The sequence below is a fragment of the Variovorax paradoxus B4 genome (genome assembly GCF_000463015.1).
GTDB lineage: Bacteria > Pseudomonadota > Gammaproteobacteria > Burkholderiales > Burkholderiaceae_C > Variovorax > Variovorax paradoxus_E.
This window is the reverse complement of record NC_022247.1, coordinates 4212796-4229985: the sequence shown is the minus strand read 5'-3', so window position 1 is coordinate 4229985 and position 17190 is coordinate 4212796. Positions and strand designations below refer to the sequence as shown.

Genomic DNA, 17190 nt, shown 5'->3' with positions numbered 1-17190 from the left:
TGATCTTTTTACTGAACACGGAGAACCCATGAACCCACACCACAACCGATCACGCCGGCAGCTGCTCGCAAGCGGCCTCGCCGCTGCCGTGGCCCTGCCCGCCTTCTCATTGCAGGCCCGCGCACAGGGCTGCCCAGTCCTGAAGGCCGGCGACCAGAAGGGCGGACTGCGCGCGCTGCTCGAAGCGGCAGGCGGACTCGAAGGCCTGGGCTACGACATCCAGTGGTCCGAATTCCCCGCAGCCGCGCCGCTGGCCGAAGCGCTGAATGCCGCGGCGGTCGATTCCGGCCCCATCGGCGATGCGCCGCTCATCTTTGCGCTTGCGGCCGGCACGCGCGTCAAGGCCATCGGCGCGAACCGTTCGGATTCGTACGGCACGGCCGTGCTGGTGCGGCCCGACTCGCCGCTCAAGACCGCGGCCGATCTCAAGGGCAGGAGCATCGCCACCAACCGCGGCTCCATCGCCCACTACGTGACGCTCAAGGCCATCACCGCGGCGGGCCTCAAGCCCGAGGAGGTCAACATCCGCTTCCTAGCGCCCGCCGATGCCAAGCTCGCGCTCACGCAGGGCTCGGTCGATGCGTGGGCCACCTGGGAGCCCTACACCGCGCTGGCCGAGGTCAGCCGCCATGCGCGCGTGCTCGTGAGCGGGCGCGGGCTGCTGCCGGGGCTCAGCTACCTCGCGGCCGCCGATGCCGCCATTGCCGCCAAGCGGCCGGTGCTGCAGGACTTTCTGCAACGCGTGGTGAAGGCCCAGCTCTGGTCGTACCGCAACGTCGATGCCTACTCGGCCGCACTGGCCCGCATCATCGGCATTCCGCCCGAGGCGGCCAAGCTGCAGTTCGAGCGCCGCCAGCAGAAGTGGATACCCATCGATGCGCAGGTCATCGCCGACCAACAGGGCACGGCGGATTTCTACCGACAGGTGGGGCTCATCAAGCAGCCGCTGGATGTGAAGGGGACGTTCGACACGGGGTTTGGTGTGGCGGGCTGAACGAAGACGCGGCCCGGTTCATCATTCGCGCAGATGCGTCCGGAGCAGTGCATGCACGGCAATTTGCAGTCGCATTCACTCCTTGCGTGACATCGCTTCTTGCAACGCCTCGGCCGTTCCCCAATGCTGCAGGAATTCGATCTCGTCGGCCTTGCTCAGCTTGCCTTGTGTCCGGTAGACGAGGGCTGTCATCACCGCGCCCGTTTGCACCGGCTTGTCTTCCGGTTCACCCATCCCTGAATCGCTTTGCCATTCCTTCGGGAATACGGGCCATGAACAGGTGACTTGGCTGAGCATGTGATACGCAGTTTCCATCACCCCTGGGCGTTGCTCCAGCTTGTACTGGCTGGAACTGGGCTTGCCGCAGTAGGTTGTGTGCTCTTGCCCTATTCGCTCAGGAATGCCCTCCCGGCCAGGACCGTATTCCATGTAGCGGCGGATGTATTCCCACAGCGGAGCCGCGTCGTGCTGCATGGGCAATGTGGGGCCGACGAAGATGGCGTCTTCGCCCTTGGCGTGTGGGTCGGCAGCGTCGAAGGGCGGGTGGTGGAGAATGAGCGAGTAGTACGCCGCCTTGCCGGGCGCTCCGTTCTTTCTGGCAAGCAAGTCATAGCCATCCATGTCGACGATGGCGCGCAGGCGATCCCAGTCGAATACGGCGTTGCCGCCGCAACTTCGTGGCCTCAGCAGATAGACCTTACGCGTCACTCGATTGAAGCGGATGCGGCCTCGCGCATAGGTGAAGAAGCACGTGCGTACGCCCATGATGTCGAACCACAACCAGAGCAAGACACAACAGCCGAGGGACAAGGGGAAAAGTAAAAGCCATCCCATCCATAGCAATGGTGACATCTCGGGCTCATAGGAAATCACCCTGAAGAATGCGATGAGCTGATCAAACAGAAGGGGGTGCACAGCGAACCCATAGAACCCCCAAAATACTGTCAAGCAGGGCAACAAGATGAAAATTGTTCCAATTCCAGATTTCCATTGCAATTCCCATCCTGAATTGCATATTTCAAAATACAAGTTATTCTGTGCATAGGCGCAACGACTCGGAAGAATGGGGTCGTTAGTTTCGGCTCGCTCATATACTTTCCAAAGCCTTTTATCTCCGTCGGCTTGCACGCATTTGCGTCCTTCAGCGAGTGATCGCCTGCGCGCGCGCTGATACACGTGTTCATTGGGAAACATTCTTGCTTTCTAGTGCGACGCCTTAAGGTCGGCCTGCACATTTGCCAGTTTTTGTAGGGTTTCGTGCAAGTTAGCGTGAATCGGTGTCTTTTTCTTGTTAAGAGGACAGTCCGACAGCCAGTTGATCCATTCATCCTCTTTCAGTACGCCGATTGCGATAATTGTCGCAACTATTAGCACTGCGCCAATTAGCCCCAATGCCGCGCCCAAACTTGCAGCCGAAACCCCCAAGATCGAGATATCGAATGCGACGACAGTTGTCGCGCCTATCGTGAAAATCGTGCCCGCAACACTCGCAAACTGAGCTGCGGCCAAGCCGTACTGTCTACGATCTAGAGACAAATTTGCGTCCATCCCATCGAACCAAACAGAAACCATCGCCGCAGGCAGCAAGAACTTGAACGCCATTTTCTGAAGGTTTCTTAGTTGCGTGAGATTCAACGAGTCCAAACTGATTTCCAGGACTTTTTCTTTGTATACATTGACGCCCCTGATGCCCTTGAAGATCGTCTCTTCGTACGCCTTGGCGCGCCAGTCTGCGATCGAGCCAATGCTCTGCAAGACGTTACCTGCCATCTCCGCGGCGGTGCGCCCGTCGGGGTTGACGATGAGCTGCCCGCCCTTCAACAAGCTGGCTCCAAAATCAAAGACGCCGCCCAGCATCGCAGCTCGTGAACCAGGCGCGGCGCTTCTGGCTCGGGCCATCGCCGCTTCACCGGCCTTGCCTTTCTGAGCCGTGGACAGCTTGGCCAGCTTCTCGGCCCGCCCAAGCATCTGCGCCCGCCTCACGTCGTCCGCACGCAACTGCAAACGCTCGGCCTCATTCTCGACCGTGCGCCCTAGCGTAGTGATGCCGGTCAACGCCATATAGCGGACCAGTTGCGCTTCCTTGCGTGTCACCGGCAACGCGGCAAGACCTGCAACCATCTTGACGCTCATCAACGTCATCACATGCGCGGGCCAGGCCAGCTTGCGCAGCCTGCCGCTTTCGCCGATGGCGGGAAACGCATCCATGAACGCAAGAGCCTTGTCGCCGAGTCCGACGCGCCCCGCGAGCAGTTTGAGCTTGACCGCCAGGCTCTCCAGCAATGGAGCGCTGGGGTCGGGTCCCGGCAGCGCTGCTGGTTGCCCGGTCTGTCCTTCTCCTTCCGACGCTTGCCGAAGCGATGCCAGGTACGCCAGATTGTTGAAGCACAACGTGCGCGACAAGGCGTTGTCACCCCAGAGGTCCAGTTGCTCCAGCCATTTGTGGCCCCAGTCATTGCTTTCGGTGCCCGCCAGGCACTGGGCCAACTGAAGGCTCAGGTTCGCTCCACCTCCGGGTCGGTCTACGCGCGTGTCCTTGTTGCTGTAGCGCTCCATCACCTTGAAGAGAGAGGGACTGACCAGCCAGCGGCCTTGATCCTCTCCGAGCTTCGAACGCAGAGTCTCGACCTTGTCACGCACAGTCTTGTGAACAGTGTCGGAAAAGTTCGTGGCCGTCGCTTCATCGAAAAGCCGCGCGAAGTTCGCGTCCATCTTCTGGGTAGCGGTCGCCTCTTGCTGCGCTCTGTTGCGCTCTCTGTTGGCATTGCGCGCGGCCAGCTCTGCTGCGCGCGCCTGGGGATCGCTTGGCAACGGTGCGTGAAAGTTCTTGGACTCCTCATAGCCGGCGCTGATCGCTCGGAACGCGCCTTTCTTGACGAGACTCCGCAGGCCTTTTGCGCTCACCGCCGTTTGAAGAACCCATTCATTGGTCACGCCCTTCGCGAACCCGCTGGCTTGCTCGATCTGCCAGTGACTATAGGGAGTATGGGCCTCTGATTGCAGGTGCCCAAGTTCCTGCGCAATGCCCACGGCATCCTCGCACGCCACCACCGCGCCCTTATGAAGGTGCAGGAACTCGACCATCTTCCTCAGCCGCTTGCCATGGGCTTTGTCGTAAGTTGGACCGACGCGTTTGCGGGTGTCGTAGGACACGTCCTCGGTCCCGGTGAAGTCGCCCATGGCCGTTACCGCCGGCGTCCGGACTTCCACCTGTTCCTCATAGTCTCCCCACCCCCGCTCCTGCGCATTGCTGCCCATCAAGCCGTACATGAGGGGTTCGCATGCATCGCGGACCGCCTCGCTGCTCAAGGCGCTGAACTCCACTACTTGCCCATTCAACTGCCCAGGCTGCAGCGTGTCCTTCTGGCTTGTGCTCCCGCCCGCCCATCCTGCAACATCGAAGCCCTGCATGTACTTGCCCAGGTTCGGCTCGATCTCCTTCTTCAGGTGTTCGTAGTCGATCGGGTCGGGGTTGAACATGTAGTCGAGCTTGGTGACGTTCTTTGCGTCGCCCACCCAAACCATCGAGCTGTTGGCCCCGCGAAACTCAATCTCGCACGCCGGATGGGAAGCCGCCGCTTGCGGCAATCCCACCGGGAATTCGCCGAGGTAGCCATGCGGATGCACGATGTAGCCCTGCCACTCGGGGCCGACGCCCTTGCGCTCGATGCGCAGGTAGAGGTAGCCCGCGCGCAGCATGCGCACGTTGTACAGCGCCGTCTGCATTGCGACACCTCCGGGCCGGGCTTGCAGCTGGCCCATGGGTTGCAGCGGCTCGAGGGCTTTCATGCCCTTGGCCTGCGCGCTGTAGGCCGCTGCATAGCGGACGAACAGGATGGGCAGGCCTTTGCGGTCGCAGTTCTTGCACGGTGTGGCGCAGGGCATCGGAGCTTCTTTCTTCCTATCTTTCTGAAGGCTGGGCCTCGGCGTAAAGGGTGCCGAACCGGGCTTCAGGCTGTTGACGCAACGCGCCCAGGATTCGATCGAGCAGGTCGGCTTCGCGCGCCGACTGCCAGAAGCCGTCGCGGCTGATGTCTGCGGATGCGTGTGCCTTCCAGGTGACGGCCACGAAGTCCTCCAGGTTGTCGTCGTTCAAGCCGAGGCTCTGGCCCAGAGCCAGCATGCGGCTCATGGCAGCGCCATCGGGCTGCCGGTCGGGCGGCACATCGTTGCCGGCAAGGCGTGCCCAGACGCGATGGCCCGCGGGAGCGGAATGAGCGGCGTGCCATTGGCCAAGCTCGAAGCTCAGGCGGCCGGCAGCCGATGAAGAGAGCGCTTCGGCGTTGTCCGGCCGGACGAACGCACGGAACCATTCAGGTTCGCGGGATGTGGCGGTGACGTCCTGCTGCACCAGGTCGGCAAAGGACCATGGCCTCCATGGCTGCTCGAGCGCCCACCATTGGCGCACGGGGCCCAGCCATGCCTGGCGCTGTGCGCCGGACAGGAGGGGCCATGCGCGCTGCATCACGCGCGCGTCCTGGTACCGGAAGAGGCGCGCGCTGCCATCCGCGGGCGACGTCTGGTCGCCCAGGCCGGCCCAATGGTCAGCGATGGCGACGGGGCTGGCTTCGCTGAAGAGCACGCCGCACAAAGGTTGCCGCATCTGGCGTTGCTCGGCATGCAGCCAGGCTTGCCTTAACCATTCGGGGAGATCGTTTGCGATCAAGCCAACAACCGCCGGGTCCGTGGATGGGGTGGCCCAGTCCTCCGGCAGCGGCACGAGGCAGGGTGCATCGTCTTCGCGGTGTTTGAAATGGCGATCGGGCACGGCCACGCGTTGTTCCGCCATGGCGGGGTAGCGTTGCTCGATGGCGGCGGTCAACGCGTTGGCGTGCCAGTGTTCGAGCGCGAGGCAGGCGCGCAGGGGGCGGCCTCCGGCGGCGGCGAGCACATGAGCCGCCGCATTGAATGCCGCGCTCAGTTGTCGAACCAGTGCGGCGCAGCGCGGGGCCGCAGAGGGGATGCCGGCGTATGTCATCGGATTAGCGAGCCAAGGAGCCGGCACCTTCGTTGGATGCGCCGCCTTCCCTGAGCTTGCAGTCCGACTCGCTGTGCGGCTTGACCGGCAGGCTGGCCGGCCCCATGAGACTGTGACTTGCCGCATGCGCCCGCCACACCCCATTGGTGCCGCTCTCGATGCCATTCGCATTCCACCGTGTGTAGCTGGAGCCGCCGTTGATCAGCACCTCGTCCCTGGCCGTGATGGTGATGCGGTTGGCCTCCATCTTGATGTTGAGCTTGGCCAGCGCATTGATGCTGGCCTTCATGGCCGTGATGTCGATGTCGTCCTTCGCGGCGGTCATGCGGATGCCGGCCCTGGCCGCGGACAGGCGCACCGCATTCTTGGCGCTCACCAGGAAGCTGTTGCCCGTGGCCACGCTGGTGTGCGCGCCGCTGGTGATGGCGGTGTGCTCGCCGCTCACGATGTGGGTGCTGCCGGCCGTGGTGGTCTGGATGCCCGCAGGGCTGGCCAGCGTCAGGTGCGGCTCCTGGAATTCGGGGAAGAGGCCGTGCGCCTTGTCTCCGCCACTGCCCTTGATGGCGTCGTTCTGCGCCTTCAGCGCCTTGGCCACCTCGTCCTGGTCGCCGGCCTCGTGCGCCTTGGCTGCCTGCGCGGCCTGGCTCAGGCTTTCGTGCAGATCGCGTCCCTCGGTGAGCCGGGCGACGGTCTCGGGCATGTCGGTGATGTGGCCCTGGGCGTTGGGGCGCGCCTCGGTGCTCAGCAGCAGGCCCTGGCCGGCCCGCAGGGCGCCATGGCCATCGGTGCGCAGCTCGGCCCCCTGGCCCCGGTCGTCCCGGCGGCCGGAGACATCGTCGATGCGCCCGACGTGGCCCAGGCTCAGGCTGGTGCTCTGGTGGTCGCTCTTGAGCTGGGCCTGCACCTTGCCGCTCGAATCGTCGAGAGCCAGGTGGTTGCTTTTGCCGCCACCGAGCTCGCGGCTGCGCAGGCCTGACAGGTGCTTCTGCTGCGGCAGCTGCCAGGCGGGCATCTCGTCGGCGTTGTGCACCCGGCCGGTGACGATGGGGTGGTCGGGGTCGCCGTTCAGGAAATCGACGATCACCTCCTGCCCGATGCGCGGCAGCGCGGTCGCGCCGAAGGTGGCACCGGCCCAGGCGGTGGACACACGCACCCAGCAGCTCGAATTCTCGTTGCGCTGGCCCAGGCGGTCCCAGTGGAACTGGACCTTGATGCGTCCGTACCTGTCGGTCCAGATCTCCTCGCCGGCCGGGCCGACCACCAACGCTGTTTGCGGCCCCTCGGTCCACGGCTTGGCCGTGGTGCGCGGAGGACGCCAGGCATAGCTCGTGGGTTGGGCCTCGAAGGCGAAGCGCTGCACCGAGCCCTCGGACCCGGCCACCCCTTCGCTGGCCTGCAGGTTCTCCTGAAGGTCGTAGTCCACGGCCAGCAGCAGGTGCTCCTTGTTCTGATCTTCACGGGGGTGACGCGTGAGCGTGAAGGTGCAACCCGGCGCCAGATCGCGCCGGTTGGCGCGGCCCGTGACCCGGCTGCGTTCGCTCAGCTGTTCTTCAGTGCGGATGCGCGCGTAGGTCTCGCCGTCGTCATGCTGGGTGAAGCCACCCGGCCATTCGCAGCGCTCGAAGCCGTCGTGGTCATGCCCGGGCGGCATTTGCCGCAGGCTCGTGAGGTCGGCCCTTGGCTTCTCGAAGTCGTAGTCGTCGTTGAGGTAATGGCCTGGGCGCACTTCCTCCGAGGACGCCCATTCGTAGATGCGCTCGCTGGCCTCCAGCCCGCCGGTCATGCCGGCCTTCTCGTGCGGGTGGTAGCGCACGGTCTCGCCGCCGGGCAAGGGGGCGTGCGAGCTGGCGATGTCGTCGGCGAAGACCAGCACATGCTGCTCGGCCTCGTGCCTGAACCAGAAGTAGATGCCTTCGTGCTCGCACAGGCGCGAGATGAAGTCGAAGTCGCTCTCGTGGTACTGCACGCAGTAGGTCCACGTGCGGTAGCTGCGGCTGAGCTTCTGCTCAAGGGGATGGCCGTAACGGCCCAGCACGGCCGCAACGATCTCGGGCACGGTCTGGTCCTGAAACACCCTGAAATCGCTTCGGCGCGTGGCGAGCCAGAGCCACGGGCGAAGCCGCATCTTGTAGAAGGCCTGGCGGTCGTCTTCGTGCGACAGGCCGAAGCGGGTGACGAGGCCGGCGAGGTAGCGCGGGCTGCCGCTCTCGGTCTCCATCACGACGGTGGCGGGTTTGCCGAGAACGGCCGCGGAGTCGATGGCATTGCTGCGGCTCAACAGATCGACATCGAAGACATAAGCCTGGCTGAGCGCCTCTCGCCCGACCAGCCGATGGAACTGCAGTGCCTCGCCCAGCGGCGTCTGGATGGTGACGCGGCGCTTCATGGATGGCGTCTCCATGCGATCGACAAGATCGCCGGGGACGCGACGGATGATGTCGCAATGGCGTGTTTCACGCGGACTCCCTGCTGTCGCTTTTGTTGATTACTTTTTGCTTAAGAGAGCGATATGGCCGCTCTCGATGCGTCGTCGTACGCTGCGACAAGACGTTTCAAGCGATCGCAATTATGCGATTTCAATGCATGGCGAGGCGCAAGTTCTCTTTCGATTTGGGGGATTTTGTTGCAGTTGCACCGGCAATTTGAATTGCCGAAAAAATGGACTCATACGACGTATGTAGTCACTGCATTCGTGATCCGGTTTTTATTCAAACAAAAGAACTCTCAAGCGCGTTCCGCCGCACGCGCCAGCTGCGACAGTCTTTTGACCAGCGGCTCGAAGAGTTCCGCCGATGTATTGCCATAGCCCAGCACCAATCCGTTGTCCGAAGGCCCCGGTCGGATCGCAAAGTTCGACAGCGCGGTCGGCGCGAGCCGGTGGCGCAGCGCATCGGCGGCGATGCGCTGGTCGTCGAAGCGCGGCGGCAGCCGCACCGTGAGGTGCAGTCCGCAGTGGCCGCCGTCGATCTCGTGCGGCACCTTGAAGTGCCGTGCGAGCGCCGCCCGCAGCGCCTGTTGCCGCTCGCGGTAGAGGCGCCGCATGCGGCCCAGGTGCCGGCTGAACTGGCCGCTCTCGATGAAGTCAGCCATCGCGAGCTGCTCGTGGCGGTGCCCGCCGCGCAGCATTTCCTCGAGCGGCTTCTGCACCGTGGCCATGAGCGGCGCGGGCAGCACCACGAAGCCCAGCCGCAGCGACGGAAACATGGTCTTGCTGAAGGTGCCCACATAGAGCACCGGCGCATCGTCCACCAGGCCCTGCATCGCGCCGATGGGTTCGCCGGTGTGGCGGAACTCGCTGTCGTAGTCGTCCTCGATGATCCACGCGCCATGGCGGCGCGCCTGCGCGATCAGCGCCAGGCGGCGCGTAATGCTCAACACCGCACCGGCCGGGTACTGGTGCGAGGGCGTGGTGTAGACCAGCCGCGGCGGGTGCCTGTGCCAGTCGCGTTCGCTCACGCACAGGCCTTCGGCATCGACGCGCATCGGCACGATGCGCATGTCGCCGGCATGCATGGCCGCCTTCGCGCCGCGGTAGCCCGGGTCTTCGACCCAGCCGGTGTCGCCGGGGTTGGACAGCAGCCGCACGCACAGCGCAATGGCTTCCTGCGCGCCCTCGGCAATCACGACCTGGTGCGGCTCGCAGCGCACGCCGCGCGCAATGGCCAGGTGCCGCGCGATGGCCGCGCGCAGCGGTGGTTCGCCGAGCGGATCGCCATAGCCGAGCGTGGCGGGGCTGGCGCCGCGGATCGCACGGTCGACGGCGCGCCGCCATGCGGCCCCGGGAAAGTGCGAGAGCGCGGGCATGCCGGGCCGCAGGGCGGCGTCCATCTCGGCGCGCGGCGCGCCGGGCTGGATGCGTGCGAGCCGCCGCGCAGTGGCCGGCGCAGCGCCGGACTTGATGGCGCGCATGGCCTTTGCGGGCGGTGCCAGCTCGGTCACGCGCGTGCCCTGCCGGTCGGGTTGCACATAGCCTTCGGCCGCCAGGTGCTCGTAGGCCGCGGTGACGGTGTTGCGGGAAATCGAGAGGGCCTCGGCCAGCGCGCGCGAACCGGGCAGCCGGCTGCCCGGCGCAAGGCCGCTATCGAGAATGGCGCGCTTCAGGCGCTCGTGCAGCTGGCGCTGCATCGGGCCGGCCTCGCGCTCCCTGGCAAGCGGGGATTCGAGCCACGCGGTGGCGGCGGCGTTGCGGGGCGGTGGGCTCATGGGAGAAGAAGGTGCGTGGCACCATGAAATAGCCGGACCGTGGTGCTTCCTGTGGCGCCACGAAAAAGGTACTTTAGCGGTTCCCCGGCCGTGCCGCTTCATCCGCTTTCTCTTCTTCTGAAAGTTCTTCTTCATGCCAGATCGCCACAACGAATACGGCCAGTCGATCGGTCCGCTGCTACCCGGCTGGACCGCCCGCCCGCTGCCGCCGCGCCGCGTCATCGAAGGCCGGTACTGCGTGCTCGAACCGCTCGATGCCGCCAGGCACGCCGACGACCTCCACGCCGCCTATGCGCAGGCACCCGACGGCCGCGACTGGACCTACCTGGGCGTCGAACGGCCCGCCGACCTGGCGGGCACCCGCGCCCACATCGAACGCGCCGCGCAGAGCACCGACCCGATGCACTTCGCGGTCGTCGACCGGCACGGCGGCCGCGCCGTCGGCACGTTCGCGCTGATGCGCATCGACCCCGCGAACGGCGCGATCGAGGTCGGCAGCGTCAACTTCTCGCCGCTGCTGAAGCACACGCCGATGTCGACCGAAGCCCAGTACCTGCTGATGAAGCTTGCCTTCGACGAACTCGGCTACCGGCGCTACGAATGGAAGTGCGACAACTTCAACGAACCATCGAAGCGCGCAGCCGCGCGCCTGGGGTTCCAGTTCGAGGGCATCTTCCGGCAGGCGGTGGTCTACAAGGGCCGCAGCCGCGACACCGCGTGGTTCTCGATCACCGACGGCGAGTGGCCGATGCTGCGCACGGCCTTCGAGCGCTGGCTCGCGCCCGCGAACTTCGATGCCGAGGGCCGGCAGCGCATGGCGCTCGACCGCTTCAGGCTGCCGCGCGCCTGAGGTCGGTCAGTCCGGCTTGCCGGGCTTCTGCGACTGCTCGCACTTGACCTGGATCAGCTCGCGCTCGTCCAGCGTGGCGCCGATGCGCACCGCACTGAGGCAGCCGCCCCAGACGCAGCCGGTGTCGGTGGAGAGCAGGTCGGGCCGCGAGAGCCAGCCCAGCGTGGACCAGTGGCCGAAGGCGATGGTGGCATTGGCGGTCTTGCGGCCGGGCACGTCGAACCAGGGCATGAAGCCCTCGGGGCCGGGCAGCATGCCGTCCTTGCTCTCGAACTCCATCACGCCTTCGGCGGTGCAGAAGCGCAGCCGCGTGAGCGCGTTCACGATGGCGCGCAGCCGTGCGCCGCCGGTGAGCGCGTCGCTCCACTGCGCGGGCTCGTTGCCGTACATGCCGAGCAAAAATTCGCCCAGCGCCGGGCCGCGCAGGACCGATTCGACCTCCGCCGCCAGCGCGAGCGTGTCGCCGACCGTCCACTGCGGCAGCACGCCGGCATGCACCATGAGCAGGTCGCCGCCGTCGATCTGCATGTGCAGCGCCATGTGCTGCTGGCGCACCCATTCGAGCATGGCTTCGCTGTCGGGTGCTTCGAGCAGGCCGGCCAGCGTGTCCTTGCGGCTGGACTTGCGCGCGCCGTGCGCCACGCCCAGCAAGTGCAGGTCGTGGTTGCCGAGCAGGCTCAGCGCCGAGGCACCGTAGCCCTGCACGCGCCGCAGCACGGCGGCCGAGTCGGGGCCCCTGTTGACCAGGTCGCCCAGCAGCACGACGGTGTCGCGGCTGGGTGAAAAACCGATCTTGTCGAGCAGTTTCTGGAGGGCGGCGTCGCAGCCCTGGATATCTCCGATCAAGTAAAGTGCCATGTCCTCATTTTCACCCCCCGTTCATGGATGTTCTCCTGCTGGCCATGCTGACCACGCTCAATGCGTTGTTCGCGATGTCCGAAATGGCCCTTTCAACCAGCCGGCGCGCGCGCCTGGCAGCGCTGGCCGAGACGGGAGACACCGGCGCGGCAGCCGCGCTCCGGCTGATGGAGGAGCCCACCCATTTCCTGTCGACCGTTCAGATCGGCATCACCTCGATCGGCATGCTCAGCGGTATCGTGGGCGAGGCCGCCTTTGCGGAGCCGCTCTCGGTCTGGATGGAAAACCTGGGCATGGGCCGCGGCACGGCCAGCGTGGTTTCCACCGCGGTGGTGGTGACCTGCATCACCTTCTTCACCATCATCTTCGGCGAGCTGGTGCCCAAGCGGATCGGCCAGCTTTACCCCGAGCCGGTGGCGCGCTGGGTGTCGCGCCCGATGCGCGGGCTCGCCAAGGGCGCCAAGCCGTTCGTCTGGCTGCTCGCGAGCGCCACCGCCGCCGTGCTGAAGCTGCTGCGCATCGACGCCAATGCCGCGCGCTCCATGACCGAGGAAGAAATCTCGGCCAGCCTGGAAGAGGGCGTGGACGCGGGCGTGATCGAGCAGCACGAGCACCAGATGGTGCGCAACGTGTTCCACCTGGACGACCGCCGGCTGTCGTCGCTGATGATCCCGCGCGCCGACATCGAATGGCTCGACGCCTCGGACACGGTGGCAGAGGCGCTGCAGAAGGTGGCGGACGCGGGCGCGCTCAACCTGGTGCATTCCTGGTACCCCGTGTGCCGCAATTCGCTCGACGACGTGGTCGGCGTGATCAGCGTGGCGCACCTGTTGCGCCTTGGCACCGGCCACGTCGGCGTGCTGGGCCAGGAAGCCGCGCCAGCCGTGTTCGTGCCCGAGACGCTCACCGGCATGGAGCTGCTCGAGCAATTCCGCGAACGCGGCGGCCGGCTGGTGTTCGTGGTCGATGAATACGGCGTGGTGCAGGGCCTCATGACGCCGCGCGACATGCTCGAAGCCATCACGGGCGAACTGCAGCCCGGCACCCTGACCGATGCCTGGGCGCGCGAGCGGCCCGACGGCGTGTGGGAGCTCGACGGATTGATGCCGGTGTCGGAGCTGCGCGCGAGGCTCGGCATCCGCGAGCTGCCGGAAGAGGAGCGCGGGCGCTACAACACAGTGGCCGGCCTGCTGATGGCCGTCTCCGGCCATCTGCCCAAGACCGGCGAAGTCATCGACTGCGCGGGCTGGCATTTCGAGATTGCCGCGCTCGAGGGACGCCGCATCGACCGGGTGCTGGCTGTGGCCGACAAATCGGCATCGCAGGACGACTAGCCAGCGGCCCCGTTCACCAGATCAGAAATCCGAAGCTCACGCACACCATGAACCCCACCGAAGACATCTACACCGAGCCCAACGCCGACCCCGACACGCTGGCCAACCTCGGGCCGCTGCGCGCCATGGCCGGCATCTGGGAGGGCAGCCGCGGCGTGGACGTCAAGCCCAAGCGCGAAGGCCCCAAGACGCAGGTCTACGTCGAGCGCTACGAGCTGCAGCCGATCGATCCGCAGACCAACGGCCCCCAGCTGCTGTACGGTCTGCGCTACCACACCTACATCCACAAGCCCGGCCTGAGCAAGATGTACCACGACCAGGTGGGCTACTGGCTCTGGGAGCCGGCCACCGGCACGGTGCTGCACACGCTGGCCATCCCGCGCGGGCAGGTGGCCATGGCAAGCGGCCACGCCAAGGCGGACGACACGCGCTTTACGCTCAGCGCCGAGCGCGGCAGCCTGGTGAACGGCATCGTGTCGAACCCCTTCATCGAGCACGCCTTCACCACGCTGGCGTGGAACATCACGGTGACCATCAACGCCGACGGCACCTGGTCCTACGACCAGGACACCGTGATGCAGATCCAGGGCCAGGCCGAGCCCTTCCACCACACCGACCGCAACACGCTGACGCGTGTCGAGGGGCCGGGGCGCAATCCGCTCGCGATGCCCGACGCGCCGGCCGCCGTGGCCGTGCAGCAAAAGTAGCGGCGCCCGCCGGGGCGCCCCGCGCTCACCAGCGGATCTTCAGGCCCACGCTGCCGTTCAGGCCGCTCTTCACGCGCGTGTCGCCGCCCGATGCCCAGAACTTGCCGACCTCGCCATACAGGCTCATGTTCTGCGTGAGCTGCAGCGTGGCGCCCGCCGCCAGTTCGGTGCTCGTGCCGCCGGTGCGGGTGGCAATGTCGGTGTAGGCCGCGGGGCCGATGAAGCGCGTGACGTCCGTGCCGCTGCTGCTGCGGTAGACGTTCAGCCGCGCATAAGGTTGCAGCGGACCGGCGCTGGTGGTCATCTCGCCCTTGACCCGCACGCCGGCGCGCACCAGCCAGCCGCTGTGGCTATGCTGCTGCACGACCGCGCCGATGATGCCGGCGTCGTCCAGGCTCACGCGCTGATGCACCAGCTGCAGCTGCGGCTCGACGATCCACTCCGGCGAGATGTGGAAGCCCTGGCCCACCTCGATGGAGGCCAGCAGGCTGTGGCCCTTGCCCGAGCCGGCCGAGCCCAGCGTCGTGGCCGCGGTGTAGCGGTGGCGCCCGGCCTGCAGCACGCCGTCCACGTACAGGCCGCTGTCGTTCTTCCAGGTGGCGTAGGCGCCCAGGTACTGGCTGCGCAGGTCGCTGGAGCCGACCGCATAGCCCTGCACGCCGCGGGCAAAGCCGTTCACGCGCATGTCGCCCTCGAGCTGGCCGATATAGATGCCGACGCGCCAGTTGGGATCGGCCCACAGGTCGTTGCCGGCCTGGAAGCCCGTGAGGCGCCCCTCGCTGGTGGGGCTCACGGTGCCGGCCTGGCCGATGGTGCGGTCCATGCTGATGACGCGGGCCCAGCCCTGGCGGTAGCCCTGCTGCGGCGTGGCGGTGGCGAGGCCGGCCGCGCCGTCGTCGCCCACGCGCTGGTGGAGGTTGCCCACCATGGCCAGGTTGGACTGGCGGAACTGCTCGGGCAGCGCCGCGTACAGCGGGACTTCGGCACGGTAGGTCGGCACCGTCACGCCCACAGGCGGGGAGCCTCCGTCGCTGCTTCGCGGGGTGCCACCGTCGTCCGGCGCAGGCGCAGGCGGTGCAGGCGGTGCCGGTGGTGCCGGTGGTGCAGGTGGCGCAGGCGGCGGTGGGGGAGGCGGCGGAGGCGGCGGCGGCGCGACGATGACGCCGGAGCGCAGGTACCAATTCTCGCCTGCGCCGGTCGCGTCGGCGGCGTGCAGCCGGTACTCGTAGGCGCCGGCGTCGACGTGGCCGCCTGCCAGGCGGAAGGCGTCGCGGGTGGTCTGGGCCGTGGTCGTGGCGCCGTTCATCGCGGTCACCACTTCGATGCCGTTGCCGATGGTCAGCGCGCCCAGGCCGCCCAGGTTGGTGATCTGTATGTTGGTGCTGCCGCTGGCAATGGCGGTGCAGCCGCTGAGGATCAGCCGGTCGCTCAGGCTGGCGCTGGTGCCCAGCGCCGTGCCCAGGCGCAGCGTGCCGTCGTTGCCCACCCACGGGCCTTGCACCGTGAGGGTGGCGCCGGGCGTGCCGCTCAGCAGCGAGACGATGCCGCTGTTGGCCATCGACGCGATGGTCTGGCTGTGGCCCGCCAGGTCGAGCGTGGCGCCCGCATTGACGGTGAAGGCGCTCGCGCTGCTGAGGGTGTCGGCCGCGCCAGCGCGCAAGGTGCCGGCCGCGACGTTGGTTGCGCCGGTGTTCGTGTTGGTGCCGCTCAGGGTGAGCGTGCCTGCGCCGACCTTCACCAGGTCGCCGGCGCCCGAGATCGGGCCCGACCAGCCCAGGCCATGGCCGTTGGTGTCGATGGTGCCGGTGCCGCCCAGCAGCAGCGCATTGTCCAGGCTCAGGCCGTCGGCGCCGGCGATCACGCTGGCGCTGGCACCGCTTCCGATGGCAATGGCACCCAGCATCGACGAGCCGGTGTTCACGGTCAGGCTGTTGCTGCCGCCGGTGAATGCCACGGCCGATGCGCGCGTGGCGCCGTCGCCGCCAAGGCCGCCTGAAATGGTGCCGCTGTTGCTGATGTTCAGGTTGGCGCCCGCGATGCCGGCGCCGCCGGCACCGTGCGCACCGCTTGCACCGCCGTTGCTGTTGGCCCCGCCGATGCCACCCGTGCCGCCCGCGATGGTGCCGCTGTTGGCAATCGTTGCGCCGCTGCCGGTGGACAGAAGGCCCACGCCGCCGTCGCCGCCGCCGCCGGGCGCACCGGTGCCGCCCGCGCCGCCGCCGCCCGCACCGCCGGCACCACCGGTGATCTGGCCGGTGTTGGTCACGGCGAGGGTGCTGCCGGCCAGCATGGCACCGGCGCCGCCCGCGCCACCACCGCCGCCCGCGGCATTGCTTCGGGCTGGCAGCAGCTCGGACCCGCCCGCGCCGCCAGCACCGCCGGCGAGCGTGCCGCTGTTGCCGAAGCCGAGTCCCGGCGTTGCCGCGCTGATGAAGAATCCGCCGCCGCCACTGCCGCCGCCACCGCCCTGCGAGTAGGCGTCGCCGCCCTTGCCGCCGGCGCCGCCCACGGAAGAGCCGAAGGCGTTGTAGTTGTTGAGCGGGCCGATCAGCACGGACCCGTAGCCGCCGGCACCGCCGCCGCCGGCGGCCCAGTAGCCGTTGCCACCCGCACCGCCGCTGCCGCCGGTGTAGCTTCCGGAGGAAGCGAAGGTGCTGGAGCCCATCAAAAGGCCGTAGTAGCCGCCGCCACCGCCGCCGCCGTATCCATTGCCGTTGCTGGAATCGCCGGTCTGCGATTCACCCGCGCCGCCGCTGGCCCCCTGCACCACGCCGGGGGAGACGACGGTGCTGGAGCTGCCCGCCGCACCGCCCGCACCCGCGGTAGCACCGGCGAAGGCGCCCACGTCGGCGGCGGATCCCGCCGTGACGCCGGCATCGGTCGACGATCCGCCATCGCCGCCATGCGCTGCGACGGAGGTGTCGTTGAGCCCGCCCGCGCCGCCGCTGCCATTGCTGCCGCCGGCGCCCGCGTGCAGCGTGCTGTCCACGGGCTGCCCGCCTGCGCCGCCCTGGGCCAGGGTCGAGCCGGCGCTCAGGCACAGCACCGCCATGGCGACGGCATGCACACCAGCCGACCGCGCGTGTCCGCGTGCGATTTCAGGCGCGGCCACCCACGCGCCGAGCGCAGGATTCCAGAGGGTTCGGAATGTCTTGTTCATGGATTTACCTTTTTCACGGCTTGTTTCCCCGGTGATCTGCCAATGGCTGCGCTCGTGATCCGCATCGGACCCAAGCGCTGATGCCCCGTGAAATCACTGTAGGAAT

11 protein-coding genes are annotated in these 17190 nt (G+C 67.0%); 4 read left to right on the top strand and 7 right to left on the bottom strand.

All coding sequences use genetic code 11. The annotated features are described in order from the left end of the window. Positions 1–28 precede the first annotated feature (28 nt). Positions 29–994, top strand: a complete 966-nt coding sequence (locus tag VAPA_RS19660) for an ABC transporter substrate-binding protein (protein ID WP_021008514.1) — start codon at positions 29–31, stop codon at positions 992–994. Between the two features lie 75 nt (positions 995–1069). On the opposite strand, the gene VAPA_RS19655 is transcribed toward VAPA_RS19660, so the two are convergent. The 5 genes from VAPA_RS19655 to pdxR form a co-directional block, all read right to left on the bottom strand. Beyond that, complete coding sequence (locus tag VAPA_RS19655) at positions 1070–2188, bottom strand: DUF6708 domain-containing protein (RefSeq protein ID WP_041946169.1); 1119 nt, start codon at positions 2186–2188, stop codon at positions 1070–1072. Between the two features lie 9 nt (positions 2189–2197). Continuing rightward, complete coding sequence (locus VAPA_RS19650) at positions 2198–4879, bottom strand: T6SS effector BTH_I2691 family protein (protein WP_021008512.1); 2682 nt, start codon at positions 4877–4879, stop codon at positions 2198–2200. A 16-nt stretch (positions 4880–4895) separates the two neighbouring features. Beyond that, entirely contained in the window at positions 4896–5972 is a 1077-nt protein-coding gene (locus VAPA_RS19645) for a DUF4123 domain-containing protein (RefSeq protein WP_021008511.1), read from the bottom strand. Positions 5973–5976: 4 nt separating this feature from the next. Continuing rightward, complete coding sequence (locus tag VAPA_RS19640) at positions 5977–8358, bottom strand: type VI secretion system Vgr family protein (protein ID WP_021008510.1); 2382 nt, start codon at positions 8356–8358, stop codon at positions 5977–5979. A 338-nt stretch (positions 8359–8696) separates the two neighbouring features. Then, complete coding sequence (gene pdxR, locus VAPA_RS19635; protein ID WP_021008509.1) at positions 8697–10175, bottom strand: MocR-like pyridoxine biosynthesis transcription factor PdxR; 1479 nt, start codon at positions 10173–10175, stop codon at positions 8697–8699. Positions 10176–10308: 133 nt separating this feature from the next. Here pdxR and VAPA_RS19630 point away from each other — a divergent pair, with 133 nt between their 5' ends. Continuing rightward, positions 10309–11025 (top strand): GNAT family N-acetyltransferase, encoded by a 717-nt coding sequence (locus VAPA_RS19630; RefSeq protein WP_021008508.1) that lies wholly within the window; start codon positions 10309–10311, stop codon positions 11023–11025. Between the two features lie 6 nt (positions 11026–11031). Here the strand turns inward: VAPA_RS19630 and VAPA_RS19625 are convergent, their stop codons facing one another. Beyond that, complete coding sequence (locus VAPA_RS19625) at positions 11032–11883, bottom strand: symmetrical bis(5'-nucleosyl)-tetraphosphatase (protein ID WP_021008507.1); 852 nt, start codon at positions 11881–11883, stop codon at positions 11032–11034. A gap of 23 nt (positions 11884–11906) precedes the next feature. Between VAPA_RS19625 and VAPA_RS19620 the strand changes: the two genes are divergently transcribed. Both VAPA_RS19620 and VAPA_RS19615 read left to right on the top strand, forming a co-directional pair. After that, complete coding sequence (locus VAPA_RS19620) at positions 11907–13217, top strand: hemolysin family protein (RefSeq protein ID WP_021008506.1); 1311 nt, start codon at positions 11907–11909, stop codon at positions 13215–13217. A gap of 47 nt (positions 13218–13264) precedes the next feature. Beyond that, the gene (locus VAPA_RS19615) at positions 13265–13924 is read left to right on the top strand and encodes an FABP family protein (RefSeq protein ID WP_021008505.1); all 660 of its coding nucleotides are present in this window, start codon (positions 13265–13267) and stop codon (positions 13922–13924) included. Positions 13925–13949: 25 nt separating this feature from the next. Here VAPA_RS19615 and VAPA_RS19610 read toward each other — a convergent pair whose 3' ends face one another. After that, positions 13950–17084 carry an autotransporter outer membrane beta-barrel domain-containing protein gene (locus VAPA_RS19610; protein WP_021008504.1) on the bottom strand — a complete coding sequence of 1045 codons (3135 nt, stop codon included), beginning with the start codon at positions 17082–17084 and terminating at the stop codon, positions 13950–13952. Positions 17085–17190: the final 106 nt, after the last annotated feature.

Bases quoted from the DNA above. Each gene is read 5' to 3' on its own strand.
- VAPA_RS19660 (WP_021008514.1), top strand. From the start codon at position 29: ATGAACCCACACCACAACCGATCACGCCGGCAGCTGCTCGCAAGCGGC.
- VAPA_RS19645 (WP_021008511.1), bottom strand. From the start codon at position 5,972: ATGACATACGCCGGCATCCCCTCTGCGGCCCCGCGCTGCGCCGCACTG.
- VAPA_RS19655 (WP_041946169.1), bottom strand. From the start codon at position 2,188: ATGTTTCCCAATGAACACGTGTATCAGCGCGCGCGCAGGCGATCACTC.
- pdxR (WP_021008509.1), bottom strand. From the start codon at position 10,175: ATGAGCCCACCGCCCCGCAACGCCGCCGCCACCGCGTGGCTCGAATCC.
- VAPA_RS19650 (WP_021008512.1), bottom strand. From the start codon at position 4,879: ATGCCCTGCGCCACACCGTGCAAGAACTGCGACCGCAAAGGCCTGCCC.
- VAPA_RS19615 (WP_021008505.1), top strand. From the start codon at position 13,265: ATGAACCCCACCGAAGACATCTACACCGAGCCCAACGCCGACCCCGAC.
- VAPA_RS19620 (WP_021008506.1), top strand. From the start codon at position 11,907: ATGGATGTTCTCCTGCTGGCCATGCTGACCACGCTCAATGCGTTGTTC.
- VAPA_RS19625 (WP_021008507.1), bottom strand. From the start codon at position 11,883: ATGGCACTTTACTTGATCGGAGATATCCAGGGCTGCGACGCCGCCCTC.
- VAPA_RS19610 (WP_021008504.1), bottom strand. From the start codon at position 17,084: ATGAACAAGACATTCCGAACCCTCTGGAATCCTGCGCTCGGCGCGTGG.
- VAPA_RS19640 (WP_021008510.1), bottom strand. From the start codon at position 8,358: ATGAAGCGCCGCGTCACCATCCAGACGCCGCTGGGCGAGGCACTGCAG.
- VAPA_RS19630 (WP_021008508.1), top strand. From the start codon at position 10,309: ATGCCAGATCGCCACAACGAATACGGCCAGTCGATCGGTCCGCTGCTA.